Origin of the sequence: Bradyrhizobium sp. IC3123, assembly GCF_020193625.1 — a bacterium.
GTDB lineage: Bacteria > Pseudomonadota > Alphaproteobacteria > Rhizobiales > Xanthobacteraceae > Bradyrhizobium > Bradyrhizobium yuanmingense.
The window spans coordinates 15,156-31,389 of the sequence record NZ_JADYVF010000002.1 but is presented as its reverse complement, the minus strand read 5'-3'; the positions used below and the strand labels follow the sequence as shown (position 1 = coordinate 31,389).

Below are 16,234 nucleotides of genomic sequence, written 5' to 3'. Positions count from 1 at the left end.
TCCTCTACCACAACGCTTTTCTCAATGAGGGCCAGAGATCCGCGCTCCGTCGCCGGAACCGTCAGATCGCGATGTCCGCGATCACGGGCAAATGGTCGGAATAGGCGCGCGCCGCATGATCGGTCCAGACTTTCTCGATTCGGCTGTCACGCGTTGCGTAGATCCGGTCGAGCCGCATGAGGGGCAAGCGCGATGGGAAAGTTCGCAACCGCGTCCGGTTCGGGCAGGCCTGCGCGAGCACGCGCCGCACCGATTTCACCCAAAACCAGTCGTTGAAATCGCCGAGGACGACGGTCCTTTCCGGCCTCACCAGGCTCACCACGGCCTGAGCCTGCGCATAACGCTCGTGGATGCTGAGGCCGAGATGAGTGGCGACCACGCGGACGTCGCCGAAAGGCGTCAGCAACCCCGTCGCGATCGCCCTGCGCGGCTCCCGCTCTCGATACGACACGTCGACGATCTCGGGCACGCTGGAGAACGGAAAGCGGCTCATGAGCATCTGGCCGTAGTCACCGTCCTCCGTGACGATCGACTTGGCATGAACGCGATGATCGCCGACGACGCGCGCCAGCTTCGCGAACGGATCGTCCGACCGCGATCGGGAATCCACCTCCTGAAGCGCGACGACATCCGGCGACCATTTGCGGATGATGGAGCAAACTCCCTCCAGATCGAACGTCGGATTAAGATTGAACGTGCCGTGCACATTCCACGTCATGAAGCGCATCGGCGCCATCAGCGCCTCCCGGCGAGCCACGTCGCGAGGAATTGAGCGCCCGCACAGACGCCGAGCCAGCCCAGAAATGCCAGCGTGAGCAGCAATACGCTGCTCCAGGACGCATTCCTGGCCAGATCGGCGATCTGCGCTCCCAGAACGGCCATGGCGAGAATGCCGGGCATCATGCCCAGCAGCGTTCCAACCAGGAAATCACGGAGCGGCAGCGTGCTCGCGCCAGCCGCGACGTTCACCAGCGAGAATGGTGCGATCGGAATCATCCGGATGACGACAACGGCCAGGATTCCCTTGCCGACAACGCGTTCCTGGATGCGCGCGGCACGGCGTCCCAGCAAGCGCTGAAGGCGCTCTCGGCCCAGGAACCGTCCGATCGCAAAAAGGAGGAGTGCGCTGAGCGAGACGCCCGCCATTGCGGTGACGAAACCCAGCCAGGGCCCCAGGGCGGCGGCAGTCGCAGCAATCAGCACGAGAACCGGAAAGATGACCAGCCCGCCGACGACGAAGGCCGCAATTGCGAATGGCGGTCCCCAAACGGACTGCGAATAGGCAGACAGGAACGACGAGATCCGGCCCGCATCGGCGTAATCGCTGAGGGACGTGTACGACCACGCCAGCGTCAGTCCAAGAAGCGCCAGCGCGATCGAGGCGATCCCGATGATCGTCTTCGTGCTCCACATGCGCGATGCCGCCCGCTCGAGATGAAGAGGCAGCTCAGGGTCCGCCACCGGCTGAACCAGGGTGGCCAGCGTGCTGGTCAGAACCGAGGACTCCACTTTTCGCAGCGTCTTCGCCCCACCCTTTTTCGACACCTGATCCAGCAGGGCGAACAGCCGATGCTCGTTTTGCGTGACGGCCTGCTCGTCGAGACCGCAGAAATGAGCGATGAGCCGACGGCGGACCGAGGCGATGAAATCCCGATGCTGCTCGGATTCAGCTTCAAAGATGAGGTCGCATTCGCTGTCGGCGCCCATGGAACGATTGTTCAGATTGGCCGAGCCGATCCGCAAGATCCTGTCATCGACGATCATGAGCTTGCTGTGCACCATCACCGCGGCTTCCTTATTGCCGCTGCGGGAGATCGGATAGACGAAGCGGATGCGATCGGCCACGCCAGCCGCGCTGAAGCAGTCGATGAAGGCGCCACGGCCGTTCTGCATGGCCTGGGACTCAAGCCACGAGGAATGCAGTTTCGGAGCGACGATCAGAACCCGAAGCGATGGCACGCGACACATCTGCTCCGCCAATTCGTGCGCCATCCTGGTCGCGCTGGTGAATTGATTTTCGATGTACACGAAGCTCGTTGCCGACCGGATCGCCGCAATGAAGGAGCGTTCGACCTCCTTGATGGTCGAGCCTGCAGGACAGACTACCTCGGTCCTGGCGATCCCGACCGGTAAGTGCTCGGCCTCGACAGGCACGTTCGCCGGCCAGCGACCGTTCCTCGGTGCGCGCCGTTCATCGGACTGTTGGCCTGCCGCACGCCAGCGTTGCTCCGCGAGGGCGAACAGCTGCTCCGCAGCATCCCCGTCGACCAGGCACTGAACGTCGTGAAAGGGTGGATATGGCTTGCGCTGAGGGTCGCAGCGCATGGCATTGTCGGCGCGGTGGTCACTCGTGTCCCAGCGCCGGATCGTCAGATCGAGGCCGCCGACGAACGCCAGTGATCCGTCGACACAGACGATCTTCTGGTGTTGCGCCGAACCAAACGGAAGCGTGGCGTCAAGATGAAACCGGACGCGGCCGTCGGTGTCGGCAGTGAATTTCGCCGCGGAACTCCACTCTCTCTCGGAAGCGTAGAATGAGACGAAGTCCCAGACGAGAATGTTGATGCGCAAGGCGGGCCGGCGCTGCACCAGGGCGCGTAGGAAGGGACCAAGCTCCTCAGGCAGGCCATCATCGGCACGTCCGGAAGCTCCGACCAGACGTGTCCTGCTATGGATGTCCCATCCGACGATGTAGACGACATCCTGCGCCTCCAGCAGTGCCTCCCGCAGGGCGGCGAAATAGGCGGCGGCATCATTCAGTACCGCCACGCGCCGCGCCTTGCACCGCCGCCAGACGGTGTCGCCGGGAGTGAGTGTCGATGCGCTCTGAAGCAGGTGGACCTCGCAATTCGCGTTTGCGTCTAAACGCGCTGGAGGCTCAAGGGGTTCCAGGCGGTCAACGGCTGCGGTTCGATGCGAATGCCGAATGTCCCGCGCCCTCTGGGCCCGTCGCACAAGTCGTCATTTGGTGCGGACAAACTTCGCGCCGGCGCTCCTCAACACATCGACAATTTTCTCAGGGGCATCGCCGTGAAAATCGACGGAAACCTCGATCAGGCCTTCCAGCTTCTGCCGCCCCTCCGGTGTGGGCGCTGTCTTGACGTCGGGACCTGCCGCGCGTGTTCCCACGGTGTTCGCAGCGCCGGCAGGCTGGACGAAGACGTCGCCTCGCGGCACGCCGCATTCCTGCACGACATGCTCAACCGCAAGCTCGGCTCCGCGGCGCGTGTCGAATTCTCCAATGATGGTGCTTTCCAAGGCTGCTCTCCGTGTGCTCGAGACTGCGAACAACAGACGAGCCGAGGCCAAGTTCCTGAGGGAGCATGCAAGAGGATGACGGTCGGATCCCAGGCGCTGATGATCAGAACCGAATGAGTCCAAACAGGAAGAGCAGCGCCACCGTGACCAGGCCGGAGATCAGCAGCGAGCCGAGACATCCCAGCCGGTTCGAGAAAAAGAAGAACATGCGTTGCCCGCTGTGAAGCTTGCTGTCGGGCTAATCTCTCTAAGTCAGTAGCGTTCCTGCGCAGTTTCGCGTGTCCGTGGCTCTAGCACGCAACGCTTCCTTCCACTGCATTTCAACCAGTCCCGATCCTCCTCTGAAGACTGGAGATCCAAACGCAACATGGGTCTACGGCACCGCCGGAATCCGTCTCTCCAACATCGCGGGCCGGACTTGAGCGAGGAAGATTGAACAGATCCGTCGGGCTGCGGTGTTAGGAATGGGTCTCAGCCAAATGACCCGAGCGGCACCGGGGCGCCGCCAATCCAGACCTTGGAGTGACGCGCCGAGGCGCCCCAGTCTTTCCAGCGCAGGCTAGTGCAACACGCGAGCGGCTTCGGCGAGCCGGACCCTTTCTCTCAGCTCCTCGAGCTCCTCGATCGCGTCCAGCAATCTCACCAGCTCGCGGGCAATATGTGTCAAACCGGACTTGGATTGCTTTAAGATACGAACTCGCTGTGCCATCGGTGCACGCCTCCATGGTCGGGCACGTCCAATTGGCAAGGAGCGTGCCAGCCCACGAGGGGAACTTATGGCGATTTCTGGCGGAAGGGGTGGGATTCGAACCCACGGTACCCTTGCGGGCACGCCGGTTTTCAAGACCGGTGCCTTAAACCACTCGGCCACCCTTCCAGTCCCGGGAATGGGTGTCGCTTAACGTAGTCGACCGCGCAAGGCAACGCCAAGTTGGCGCAAGTGCTCAAACCTTTGCCGGCCGGAGCGCGGCGCGTTCCTTTTCCTGCACAACCTGTCTAGCTCTTCGGGCAATCAACCAGGACGGCACTCCGGATGTACTTGGTCCTCTGCCGGTCGCTGACGTTGCGCCCGAATTGAGGGCTGTAGTTCAAGTCGTAGCGGCACCCTGCCTGCATTGCCTTGTAGATCGCGCCCCGTTCGATCACGTAACTCCCTTGTGGGAGCGTCTTGAGGCGGACCTGTGTGATGGTCTGCTCCTGGCCGTGGTCCGGGCCGAGATAGGTAACGCGATCGGTCGAGCCGACCGACCAGACCACCGCAACTGCGCACATCAGTGAAACGGCGAAAGCAGCGACCAGCCCGAGTTGCGGTCGCTCGACGGAGTCCAGAAACGAGCTCATGCCGTTTCGTGTCGTTCCGGGCCTTGCGGTTCAAAGGCTCCCTCACCTTTGCGTCGCGCAACAGAAAGCGCGGCGCCCCGCGAAGAGCGCCGTCCTGAAATTCTTTGTTGTTTGCGTCTAGCTCAGTAGCCGCAGGACGCGCAGTTCATCTGCACCGGGGCGTAATAGGAATAACCCGGCGAGACCATCTCGACGCGCTGCCGGGTGGCGTATTGCGGCGGGATGCGCTCGTACTGGACGCTGGGCGGCGCGACCATCACGGTCTGCGGCACCATCACGGTGCGGTACTGCGCCGGCGTGCGGTGCGCGACCACGGAGCCGGGCGAGACCATCACGGTCTCGTCGACGGTGCGGTATTGCGGCGGCACATATTGTTGCTGGTAGCAGGTCGTGCACGGCGGCGGCGTGTAGCAATTGTAGCAGCCGGCGGAGGCCGCGCCCGTCATGGAAATGGCGGCGACGGCCGTTGAGAAAACGACAGCGAGAGTACGAGACATTGCGGTGGTGCCCCAGTTGCCCGAAACGGATCTGCGAAGGTCGCGGGAGTATACGGCGCAAAACCTTGCCTTGCCGAACTTCGTCGAGGCATCCTTAATGCGAACGATCGATCGCGGCGGAGCGGTAAGAACTCATTGACCACGCGCATTAACGCGCGGGATGTTTGCGCGGGGGTGCGCATGACAGCGAGTCCGCGATCGGACATCGCCGCGGCACTCGTTCGAGCATAATTTGCAGTTCATCCTCGTTCCATGTTCGAGCTTTCAACGCCTCGCTGCTCTTTCCAGAAACTCCAACAGCGAGGGATCGGTCTCCTCGAGTTCGACGAAGCGACGGCGCAGCTCATCGGCGATTTCAGCGGTGGCATCGCGCGACCATCCCTCCGCAGTATTGAAGGCCACGATACGTGCGGGATGGAGATATTGCCCTTCGGCGAGATGTCTGAGCAGGGTCGCGCGATTGGCGTCCTCCTCGGCCGTCTCGCACCAAGCCCGGCCCAGGCGGCGGCCGAAATCATCGAGCACAAGATAGACGTCCCGGTCTGTCGTGATTTGCGGCACGAGTGATGGAGAATGACTCATGGCTAACTCCGCTATTGGCAATCCGAACCTTTGCGGACGAACCTCGATACGGCGACCGCCTCGGCTGAATTCGGAAAAATGGATTTCGACGATTTTTCTTAGGATGGCACGATTAAATAAAAATAAAAACAAAATTAATAAAAATTAAATAGCAAAATGTGGACAATGCACTAAGTTGATGATGCCTGGCGGGCGAGCCCGCACGTCGGGTGCCCACTGAGCAAACGGCTCCCGCTCCCACCCCAACCAGCCCCACGCCCTAGGGTGGCGGGGGCCGTTCTTTCCCGATCTCCGTTCCGGCTACTTCCTGCAACGGCGCATCCGGGTGGTCGCACGGAGCCGCGAGGCGTTCCAAGATCGCCGATCCAGGCCAGTGGCGCCGATGCCGCCTACTTCGGACGCCGCTTGACCTCGCGCACCGCACCGCGCGCGGCACTGGTGGTGAGCGCGGCGTAAGCCTGCAGCGCGGTCGAGACGTTGCGCTTGCGGCCTTGCGCCTGCCAGGCGGCATCGCCCTTCGCCTCCTCCGCGGCGCGGCGCTTGGCGAGCTCCTCGTCGGAGACCTCGAGGCTGATGCTGCGGTTCGGGATGTCGATGGCGATGATGTCGCCCGTCCGCACCAGGCCGATATTGCCGCCTTCGGCGGCCTCCGGCGACAGATGGCCGATCGACAGGCCGGAGGAGCCGCCGGAGAAGCGGCCGTCGGTGACGAGCGCACAGGCTTTGCCGAGGCCCATCGATTTCAGATAGCTGGTCGGATACAGCATCTCCTGCATGCCGGGGCCGCCGCGAGGGCCTTCATAGATGATGACCACGACTTCGCCGGCGACGACCTTGCCGCCCAAGATGCCTTCGACCGCCGCGTCCTGGCTTTCGAACACGCGCGCTGGGCCGGAGAATTTCAGGATCGAGGCATCGACGCCGGCGGTCTTCACGATGCAGCCGTCCTGCGCGAGATTGCCGTAGAGCACGGCGAGACCGCCGTCCTTGCTGAAGGCGTGCGCGAGATCGCGCACGACGCCCTTCTCGCGGTCGGCGTCGAGCTCGTCGTAGCGGCGCTCCTGGCTGAAGGCGACTTGCGTGGGGATGCCGCCGGGCGAAGCGCGATAGAAGGTCCGGACCGTCTCACTCTTGGTGCGCTTGATGTCCCAGCGCTCCAGCGCCTCGTTCATGGTCGGCGCGTGCACGGTCGTAACAGAGGTGTCGATCAGCCCGGCGCGGTCGAGCTCGCCGAGGATGCCCATGATGCCGCCGGCACGGTGCACGTCCTCGACATGCACGTCGGCGACGGAAGGCGCGACCTTGCAGAGCACGGGCACGCGGCGCGACAGACGGTCGATGTCCTTCATGGTGAAGGCGACCTGCCCCTCATGGGCGGCAGCCAAGAGATGCAGCACGGTGTTGGTCGAGCCGCCCATCGCGATATCGAGCGTCATCGCGTTTTCGAACGCCTTGAAATTCGCGATGTTGCGCGGCAGCACGGAGGCATCGTCCTGCTCGTAATAACGGCGGACCAGATCGACGATGGTGTGGCCGGCCTCGACGAACAGGCGCTTGCGGTCGGCATGGGTTGCGACCACCGAGCCGTTGCCGGGCAGCGCGAGGCCCAGCGCCTCAGTCAGGCAGTTCATGGAATTGGCGGTGAACATGCCCGAGCAGGAGCCGCAGGTCGGGCACGCCGAGCGCTCGATCACCTTGACGTCCTCGTCGCTGACCTTGCTATCGGCGGCGGCCACCATGGCGTCGATGAGGTCGACCGCCTTGGTCTTGCCGGCCAGCTTGACCTTGCCGGCCTCCATCGGCCCGCCCGAGACGAACACGGCGGGGATGTTGAGCCTGAGCGCGGCCATCAGCATGCCGGGCGTGATCTTGTCGCAATTGGAGATGCAGACGAGGCCGTCGGCGCAATGCGCGTTGGCCATGTACTCGACGCTGTCGGCGATCAGCTCGCGCGACGGCAGGCTGTAGAGCATGCCGTCATGGCCCATGGCGATGCCGTCATCGACCGCGATGGTGTTGAACTCTTTCGCCACGCCGCCGGCCTGCTCGATCTCGCGCGCCACGAGCTGGCCGAGGTCCTTCAGATGCACGTGGCCGGGCACGAATTGGGTGAAGGAGTTGACCACCGCGATGATCGGCTTGCCGAAATCGGCGTCCTTCATGCCCGTCGCGCGCCAGAGGCCGCGGGCGCCCGCCATGTTGCGGCCGTGGGTGGTGGTGCGGGAGCGATAGGCTGGCATGGCGGTTTCCGTCCTCGGGTTTGCGTCGGCCGGGGCGGGAAAATGTGGAGCCACCTCAGGCCTTTCCGGCCGGATACCGCACGGGGGCAGCCCGCGCAACGGGAACTTGGGTCGGACAGGGCTCCCCTGCTCCCGGCGCGGGGGCTCGTCGCTCACTCTCTGTCATTCCGGGGCGATGCGCAGCATCGAACCCGGAATCCATCGGGCGGCAGCACCCGCGGGACAATGGATTCCGGGTTCGCACCTTTCGGCGCGCCCCGGAATGACGGCGGGGGGCGTCGGAGCCCCTATTACAGCGTCGGATCGAGCCGATCGCGCAGCCAGTCGCCGATCACAGAGACCGCCAGGGTGGTGACCACGATGGTCGTCGCCGGCGCCAGCATGATCCAGGGGGCGCGGGTCAGATATTCCCGGCCGTAGCCGACCATGTTACCGAGGCTGGTCATCGGCGGCTGCACGCCGAGGCCGAGGAAGGACAGGCCTGACTCCATCAGGATCACCTCGGGGAACACGAGCGTGGTCGAGACGATCAAGGTCGAGGCGATGTTGGGCAGGATGTGCCGGAGGTAGATCCGCGACGGCGTCGCCCCTAGCTGGCGGACGGCAGCGGCGTAGCCCTGCGCATTGGCGGAGATGGCAAGGCCCCGCGCGATGCGGGCGTAGCGCTCCCAGCCGAACAGGCCCATCAGCCCGACCAAGAGCGGCAACGAGTTGCCGAAGAAGGCCAGCACGGCCAGCGCCATGATCAGGAAGGGCATGCTGGCCTGGAAGTCGGTCAGCATCAGCACGAGCTGCTCGACGAACCCACGAAAATGCGCGGCGAGGAAGCCGAGGGTGGTCCCGACCACGGCCGAGATTGCGGTCGCGCCGAACGCGATCAGGAGCGAGATGCGGATCGAGACGAGCAGCCGCGACAGCACGTCCCGGCCAAGCTCGTCGGTGCCAAGCCAGTGCGCGGCATTGCCGGGCGCAGCAAGCCGGTTGCGCAGGTCGAGCTGTGTGAAGCCGTAAGGCGCGATCTTCTCCGCAAAGGCCGCGATCAGCAGCATCGCGACGATCCAGGTGATCGCCAGCGCGACCGAGACCGGAATGGCTGGCAGGCTGATGCGGCGTGAAAACGCGTTGGTCTCCTTCAGCGTCGCGTCGGTCATGCGTGGGCTCCCTTGCTGCGCAGGCGCGGGTCGAGGAAGCCGTAGAGGAAGTCGACGATCAGATTGGACGTCACCATGGTCATGGCAACCAGCAGCAGAATGCATTGCACGACCGCGAGATCGCGGTTGGCAACCGCGACGACGAGAAGCCGCCCTACTCCCGGCCAGGCGAACACGCTCTCGACCACGACTGCGCCTGCGATCAGCGTGCCCACCATGAAGCCGAGGATGGTCACGGTCGGGATCGCCGCGTTCGGCAGCGCATGCGAGGTCACCACCTTGCGCCACGGCACGCCTTTTGCGGATGCGGTGCGGATATAGGGCTGGCCCAGCACCTCCAGCATGGCGCTGCGGGTGAAGCGCGCCAGCACCGCCGCGCCGCCGAGGCTGAGCGTTGCGATCGGCAGGATGGCGTGGCGCCAGCTGTCCTGCCCGCCCGAAGGGAGCCAGCCCAGCTGCACGGCGAAGATCAGCACCAGCAGCAGCGCGAGCACGAAGCTCGGCACGGTAAAGCCCGCGACCGCCGTCATCATCACGGCGCGATCGATGGCCGAGCCGCGATGCAGCGCGGCGTAGATCCCTGCGGGAACGCCGAGCGCGACCTTGAAGAAGAACGCCGGCAGGGTCAGCGCCAGCGTCGCCGGGATGCGTTCCAGCACCAGCTCGATCGCGGGCCGGCCGTCGCGCATGGAGCGGCCGAGCTCGCCCTTGGCGATGGCGCCGAAATAATCGAAATATTGAGCCCAGATCGGGTCATCGAGGCCCCAAGCCTTGCGGAATGCCGCGAGCACCTCCGGCGGCGCCTCCGGTCCCAGCATCATCAGTGCGGGATCGCCTGACAGCCGCAACACGATGAAGGCGAAGGTCACGACGAGCACGATCGTGAGCGCGGCGCGTCCGATCCGAATGGCGAAATAACGTCCCATCACGCGGCGTCCCGTGTCGCAGCGCCGGCGACGAGATGGCAGGCGACCTGCCTGTCGCCGCCGACGGCGGACAGCGCCGGCACCTCGCGCGCGCAGCGCGCGATGGCGCGCGGGCAGCGCGGATGGAAGGCGCAGCCCGTGGGGCGCGCGGCCGGGTTCGGCGGGTCGCCTGCTAGCACGATGCGGCCCGCACTGCGGCGGCCCGGCGCGGGCGAGGCCGAGACCAGCGCCTGGGTGTAGGGATGCTCGGGCCGCGCGAACAGATCGTCCGCGCTGCCGATCTCGACGATGCGGCCGAGATACATCACGGCGACGACGTTGCTGATCTGCCTGACGACGCGCAGATCGTGGCTGATGAAGAGCAGCGTCAGCGACAGTTGCGCCTGGAGATCGCAGAGCAGATTCACCACCTGCGCCTGGATCGAGACGTCGAGCGCGCTGACCGGCTCGTCGCAGACCAGGAAATCCGGTTTCGTGGCCAGCGCCCGCGCCAGCACGATGCGCTGACGCTGCCCGCCGGAGAGCGCGCCGGGATAGCGTGCGCCATGCGCCGGCGTGAGCTCGACGGCGCGCAGCAGGTCGCGGATGCGCTCGTCGCGCTCCGCCGGCGTACCGAGGCCGTGAATGTCGAGCGGCTCGCGGATCTGCGTTGCAACCGGCAGCCGCCGGTCGAGTGCACCGAGCGGATCCTGGAAGATCATCTGCATCCGCGCGCGCTGCGCACGCCACGCCGTTGTCCCAAGCGCGGCCATCGGCTTGCCGTCGAACCGCACCGCGCCGCTGTCAGGCGGCTCGAGGCCGAGCACGATGCGGCCCGTGGTGGACTTGCCCGAACCGGATTCGCCGACGAGACCGAGCGTCTGGCCCCTTGGAATCGTCAGCGACACGCCGTCGACGGCATGCACGGCCGCAGCTCTCCCGAACATTCCGGAGCGCATCGCATAGGTGCGCGAGATCGCGGAGACCTCGACGAGCGGCGGACTCATTCGGCGGCAATCCCGAGCAGCGCGCGGCGCGAGGTCTCGGCACGGACGCAGGCCACGCTGCGGTCATCCGCGATCGGCGCCAGCATCGGCGCCGCAAGGCCGCATGCTTCCGCGACCAGCGCGCAGCGCGGCGCGAAGGCGCAGCCGCCGGGCATGTGCGCGGGATCGGGCACCGTGCCGGGAATGGCGGTGAGGCGCCGCCGCGGGCCATCGAGCGGCGGCAGCGCGCCGATCAATCCTTGCGCGTAGGGATGCACGGGATCGGCGAACAGCTGGTTGCTCGGCGCCTGCTCGACGATGCGGCCGGCATACATCACCGCGACGCGGTCGCAATTCTCCGCGACGACGCCGAGGTCGTGGCTGATCAGCACCATGGCCATGCCGAGCTCGCGGCGGACAGTTGAAAGCAGCTCCAGGATCTGCGCCTGAATGGTGGCATCGAGCGCAGTGGTCGGCTCGTCCGCGATCAAGAGATCGGGATTCCCGGCCAGCGCCATCGCGATCATGATGCGCTGGACCTGGCCGCCGGAGAATTCGTGCGGATAGGCCTCGAGCCGGCGGCCAGCGTCGGGAATGCCGACGAGATCGAGCAGCCGCCGCGCCTCCGCCTTCACGGCGTTGCCTTGGAGATCGCGGTGCAGCGCCAGCGCTTCGCACAGCTGCCTGCGGATGGTCAGCACCGGGTTGAGCGCGCTCGCCGGATCCTGGAAGATCATGGCGATCCGCCCGCCCCTGACCTGATCGAGCTCGGTGGCCGGCGCGCCGAGAATCTGGCGCCCGTCGAGCCGCACCGAGCCAGAGACTTGCGCATGGCGCGGCAACAGGCCGAGCGCGGCGAGCCACGTCACCGATTTGCCGGAGCCGGACTCGCCGACGAGGCCGACGGCCTCGCCCTTCTGCAGGGCAATGTCGACGCCGCGCAGGACCGGCACGCCATTGAAGGCGACGCGCAAGTCCTCGATGCTGACCAGCGGCTTCACCTTCAGACCTCGAAATTGCCGGCGCGGAAATCCATCGCGAAGGCGGGCGCTGCCTTCCACTTGATCGATTTCGGCTTGGCCGTGAAGGTCGCGTTCTGGTGCAGCACCGTGTAGGCGGGATCTTCGCGCTCGGCGATCTCCAGCATGCGGCGGAACGCCTTCTTGCGCGCGGCCCGGTCGGTCGAGGTCTCCAGGAATTCGGAGAGCGTGTTCAGCTCGGCATTGGTCCATTCGCCGATCTGCTGCTGCTGGCCGTTCGGCCCGTGCTGGGCGACCAGCGACGACACCGGATCATTGAAGGCGGCCGAGTTCGACCAGTCGCGCACGGCGCGTGCCGGCCCGCGCTCCATGATCTGCGACCAGTTCTCCTTGGTCTCGATCTGCACGTTGAGCCCGACCGATTTCCACATCTCGACCAGGATCTGCGCGGTCGCGACCTGGTTGGTGTAGTAATTGTTGAGCAGGCGATACGGGATCGGGTCGCCCTTGTAATTGGCCTGCTTGAGCAGATCCTGCGCGAGCTTCGGATCATAGGCCGGCACGTTCCAATCGGCGTTGAACATGTCGCCGTAGAACTCCCATTGCAGACCCTTCGGCACCCGGGTGCGGCCGGCCCACAGGCTGTCGACGATCGCCTGGCGATCGATCGCGTGGGTGAAGGCGCGCCGCACGAGCGGATTGGCGAGCACGGCGTGGTTCTTGTCGAACACGGTCAGGCGGTGATTCTGAATCGTGCCGCCCTGCACTTCGAAGGCGGAATTCTTCTCGATGCCGGCAATCTGGTCCGGCGGGATGTCGCAGGCGAACTGGTATTCGCCCGAGAGCAGTCCGTTGATGCGGCTCGCGACCTCAGGCACTTCGAGGAAGCGGATGCGCTTGAGCGGCGGCCGGCCGCCCCAATATTCGTCGTGGGCTTCCAGCGTCAGCGAGACGTCCGGCTTGAGCTCGACGACCCTGTAGGGGCCGGTCGTCACCGGCTTGCGGGCCCAGTCGAGATAGCTCGCCGCCTCTTCCCAGGCGCGGCGGTTCATGATGTCGGAGCCGTAGCGCGACAGCCGGCCTTCGATCGTGACGTCGGGCGTCGCGTTGTAGAAGCGCACCGTGTACTTGTCGACGGCATCGACGCGCACCAGGTCCGGCCAGATGCGGCGGGCGACCGCGGGGACGTCCGGCGGCAGCTCCTTGCCCGGGCGCGGCGTCGGGATCTTCTCGAACGCCTTGATGGTGGAGCGGTTCTTGGCCTCGGTCTCGCCGAACATGCGCTCGCGGCTGAAGGTGAAGACGACGTCTTCCGCCGTGAGCTCGTCGCCGTTGTGAAACTTGACGCCCTGGCGCAGCTTCACCTCGACGGTCTGGTCGTCGATGCGGCGCCATTCGGTGGCAAGGCCCGGCACAGCTTCGAGCTTGCCGCGCCAGTTCTTGGAGATCAGGCCTTCCCAGATCGAGGAGAAGAACACGCGCTCGCCGACATTGGACTGCTCGCGCAGCACGTCGAGCACGTTCGCATTCGTGACCTTCTGCACGGCGACCGTCACCGACGGACGGTTGTCGCCTTGCGCGATGGCAAAACGCGGCAGCAGCAAGGTGCTTGCGGCGGCGCCGCCGGATTTCAGGATGGTGCGACGGGTGAGCTTGCTCATGATGTGACCCTGCCCTTTGTGATTGCGGTTATTCGGCGAGACCGAGCGCGGCGAGATGCGCCGCGCCCTTGCGGACATCGTCGTGATTGCGGAGTTCGAGGATCAGCCGCGGATTTGACGTCAGCCGTCCTAGCGCGCGGAATACGGCGACCCAGGGAATGTTGCCCTCGCCCGGCGCCCAGTGCCGGTCGGCAAAGCCGTCGGTGTCCTGCAGGTGCACATGCGTCAGCATGTCGCCGGCGGTCTCGACGTAATAGTCGACCGGCGGCGCGCCGGTGGAGATGTGCGCATAATTGGCGTGCCCGGTGTCGAGCGAGACGCGGACCTTGCTGCTTTCCAACGCCTTGGCGAGGCGCACGCGGTCGCGTGGATCCTTGTCCTCGATGTTCTCGATGACGATCTCGCAGCCGATCGTCTCGGCACGCGCAATCACCTCGGCGAGCGTCGCCTTGACTCGCTCGACGATATTGGCGCGGTTGTCGGGATAGAGATCGAGATTGTTGTGGTCCCAGGTCGTGAACGGCGAGTGGATCACCATCTGCGTCGCACCGAGGAACTCGGCGGCCTCGAGGCCCTGCAGCAGGCGCTTCGTTACGGCCTGGCGGATCATCGGATCGTGGCTGTCGATCTTGAAGCCCCAGAACGGACCATGAATGCCGAGCCGGCCGGTGTGACCGATAAGCATCTGCTTGATCTCGCCGGCAGTTGCGCGCCAGTCGCTATCGAGCAGATCGGCGCGGAAGAAGTCCTGGATTTCCAGATCGCGCTGCTTTTCGAGAAGCCAGTCACGATGCGCGGGGATCGATTTGATGGACAATGCGGCGCCCAGCACCGGCTTCGACATGGCATGCTCCTTCGTCGTCAGCGATGACGGGAGCAGCGCTAGACCAGTTCAATGACAGGCCCGTGAAATGCGCCTTCCGCAGCGTGGACGAGATGTGGACATCCTGCCCGCGCGTGCTGCGGTTCAAGCAAAAGCGATCGCTCCGAGCGATGCCGAATGGGCACATGGCAAGCGCCATCGTGTCCGTAGTGATCCGGAATGGAATCCTAGCCGTCCTTCGCGTACATCGCGGGACATCGATCGGCGGCCACTTCCACGGGCATCACCCTCTGATCGCGCTACATGGGGTTGGGGGACCACATGGGGCGTGGGATTGAAGGCTGGGGCAAGGTGACGAGGTCCGGACTCCTAGGCACTCCGGACCTCGAAACTTTTTAGATTGAACGCAGCAACGCGCCGTCCGGTGGGGCATCCGGGCGGCGCGTTGTCGTTTCAGAGCCTCTTTGTTTCGGCGCTTAGCGCGTCTGCGGCTCCAGCGTCACCGTGCAATCGCCCTGCCCTTGCGTCGCGACCACGATGTTGCCCGCGGGAGCGCCGAGAGCGATCGGCGTGGACGAGCCGCCGCCAGGCATCTGGACGATCACGCTCAGGGAATCGGTGCGCGCAGTCGAGCCCACGGTGGTCGGCTCGGCCTGGGCGACGTTGCCGGAGGCATCACGTCGCATGATCTGGCAGTTCACCATGTTGTTTCCGCCGGCCGCCGCCATGCTTGACGACGAGGAGGCGCTGCCACCCATTTGAGCCCGGGCCCGCGACGGATCGCGGGGTACCTGGCTGACGATGCGATGCGAGCGCGGCTCCACGATAATGACCTCGTCTTCCGTCGTGAAATATTCGTAGCCCCGATATGCAGGCTCGATCGAGACGATCTCGGGCGGAAGCCGATGCAGACGCACGCGCGAGGGAATCGTTTCGCCAACCCGGATCGAGATGTTCAGATTGCGCTCCGGCTGCGCCAGGCGTGCGCGGCTCACCGTTTCGGAGATCCGCACCTGCCTCTCGGTCGTCACCTGGGCCTGCTGGTTGACCTGCGTGTTGGTCTGCGTGGTCTGATTGGCCTGGTTGGTCTGCGTGCCCGTGGAGCCGGGCGCGGTCTGTGCGTTGTTGGTCGGTGCCGCGCGGCTGGTATCCGTCGCAGTGGCCGGCTGGTTGCTCTGTTGCTGCTCGGCGGCACTGCGCGGCGGCTGGGCCTGGTTGCGCTCGTTCTGGTTGGCTGTAGCTCCGGTGCGCTCGTTCTGCTGGCCAGCCGGACCAGTCGTCGGGCCAGTCTTGGATCTCTCGGATTCGGCGGTTGATTTCTGCGGCGCAGCCTTGTCCTGCGCAGCCTTGTCCTGCTTGGTTTCCGCACCGCTCTTGCCCGCATCGCGTCCGGGTTTGGTGCTCTCGGCCTCCCGGTTGCGATCGCGCGAAGGCTCACGAGAGTCTTGTGCCTGGTCCCTCGCCTTCGGTTGATTGCGCTCCGAGGCCGTCGCCGGCTGGCGCTTGTCGTCACTTGCCTCGCTCTTGGCAGCGCCGCCTCGATCCTCGCGGCCTGCGCCCTGAAGCCGCTCTTGGGCGCCTTGCGCGCGCTCTTGACCGCGTTCTTGAGCCGCACCACCGCGCTGCGGAGAAGCGCCCTTGGCCGGCTCCTCGGTCCGTTTCGGCTCGTCCCTGCGCTCACCGGGCGCCTGGGCATAGGCAAGGCCGGATGCGAGCATGAGCCCGACGGCCGCAGTCGATAACATCAAATGTTGACGCATGGTCCCTCTCCTCGACAATTCGCAACAATAAACGCGAACGTTCTGTTCGT

Annotated in this window: 14 protein-coding genes and 1 tRNA gene; all 15 read right to left on the bottom strand. The window is 65.2% G+C overall.

Going from position 1 to position 16,234, the window contains the following annotated elements; genetic code table 11:
• Positions 1-61 precede the first annotated feature (61 nt).
• The 15 genes from I6F20_RS05585 to I6F20_RS05515 all read right to left on the bottom strand — a co-directional run bounded on the left by I6F20_RS05585 (position 62) and on the right by I6F20_RS05515 (position 16,184).
• Positions 62-736, bottom strand: coding sequence for an endonuclease/exonuclease/phosphatase family protein (locus tag I6F20_RS05585; protein WP_035999197.1), 675 nt, complete (start codon positions 734-736; stop codon positions 62-64).
• On the bottom strand, positions 736-2,769 hold the full coding sequence (locus I6F20_RS05580; protein ID WP_225125369.1) for a VTT domain-containing protein: 2,034 nt from the start codon (positions 2,767-2,769) through the stop codon (positions 736-738). Before I6F20_RS05580 ends, I6F20_RS05585 begins: the two co-directional genes overlap by 1 nt.
• Before the next feature lie 192 nt (positions 2,770-2,961).
• Positions 2,962-3,258: a hypothetical protein gene (locus tag I6F20_RS05575; RefSeq protein ID WP_035999192.1), complete on the bottom strand. Its 297-nt coding sequence runs from the start codon at positions 3,256-3,258 to the stop codon at positions 2,962-2,964.
• Positions 3,259-4,045: 787 nt separating this feature from the next.
• Positions 4,046-4,135, bottom strand: a tRNA-Ser gene (locus I6F20_RS05570).
• 119 nt (positions 4,136-4,254) lie between these two features.
• Positions 4,255-4,599 (bottom strand): hypothetical protein, encoded by a 345-nt coding sequence (locus I6F20_RS05565; RefSeq protein WP_036012306.1) that lies wholly within the window; start codon positions 4,597-4,599, stop codon positions 4,255-4,257.
• A gap of 122 nt (positions 4,600-4,721) precedes the next feature.
• Positions 4,722-5,045, bottom strand: coding sequence for a hypothetical protein (locus I6F20_RS05560; RefSeq protein WP_036028057.1), 324 nt, complete (start codon positions 5,043-5,045; stop codon positions 4,722-4,724).
• Positions 5,046-5,360: 315 nt separating this feature from the next.
• Positions 5,361-5,810, bottom strand: coding sequence for a hypothetical protein (locus I6F20_RS05555; protein WP_225112899.1), 450 nt, complete (start codon positions 5,808-5,810; stop codon positions 5,361-5,363).
• A 257-nt stretch (positions 5,811-6,067) separates the two neighbouring features.
• Positions 6,068-7,918, bottom strand: coding sequence for a dihydroxy-acid dehydratase (ilvD, locus tag I6F20_RS05550; RefSeq protein WP_109143722.1), 1,851 nt, complete (start codon positions 7,916-7,918; stop codon positions 6,068-6,070).
• Positions 7,919-8,208: 290 nt separating this feature from the next.
• Entirely contained in the window at positions 8,209-9,069 is an 861-nt protein-coding gene (locus I6F20_RS05545) for an ABC transporter permease (protein WP_225125367.1), read from the bottom strand.
• Positions 9,066-9,995, bottom strand: coding sequence for an ABC transporter permease (locus tag I6F20_RS05540; protein WP_225125366.1), 930 nt, complete (start codon positions 9,993-9,995; stop codon positions 9,066-9,068). Before I6F20_RS05540 ends, I6F20_RS05545 begins: the two co-directional genes overlap by 4 nt.
• A complete protein-coding gene (locus I6F20_RS05535; RefSeq protein WP_225125364.1) occupies positions 9,995-10,981 on the bottom strand; it encodes an ABC transporter ATP-binding protein in 987 nt (328 codons plus the stop codon). Before I6F20_RS05535 ends, I6F20_RS05540 begins: the two co-directional genes overlap by 1 nt.
• The gene (locus I6F20_RS05530) at positions 10,978-11,961 is read right to left on the bottom strand and encodes an ABC transporter ATP-binding protein (RefSeq protein ID WP_225125361.1); all 984 of its coding nucleotides are present in this window, start codon (positions 11,959-11,961) and stop codon (positions 10,978-10,980) included. Before I6F20_RS05530 ends, I6F20_RS05535 begins: the two co-directional genes overlap by 4 nt.
• Positions 11,962-11,963: 2 nt before the next feature.
• Positions 11,964-13,601 (bottom strand): ABC transporter substrate-binding protein, encoded by a 1,638-nt coding sequence (locus I6F20_RS05525; protein WP_225125360.1) that lies wholly within the window; start codon positions 13,599-13,601, stop codon positions 11,964-11,966.
• A gap of 28 nt (positions 13,602-13,629) precedes the next feature.
• Positions 13,630-14,445, bottom strand: coding sequence for a sugar phosphate isomerase/epimerase family protein (locus I6F20_RS05520; protein ID WP_225125358.1), 816 nt, complete (start codon positions 14,443-14,445; stop codon positions 13,630-13,632).
• A gap of 455 nt (positions 14,446-14,900) precedes the next feature.
• Positions 14,901-16,184, bottom strand: a complete 1,284-nt coding sequence (locus tag I6F20_RS05515; RefSeq protein ID WP_225125356.1) for a DUF1236 domain-containing protein — start codon at positions 16,182-16,184, stop codon at positions 14,901-14,903.
• Positions 16,185-16,234 lie beyond the last annotated feature (50 nt).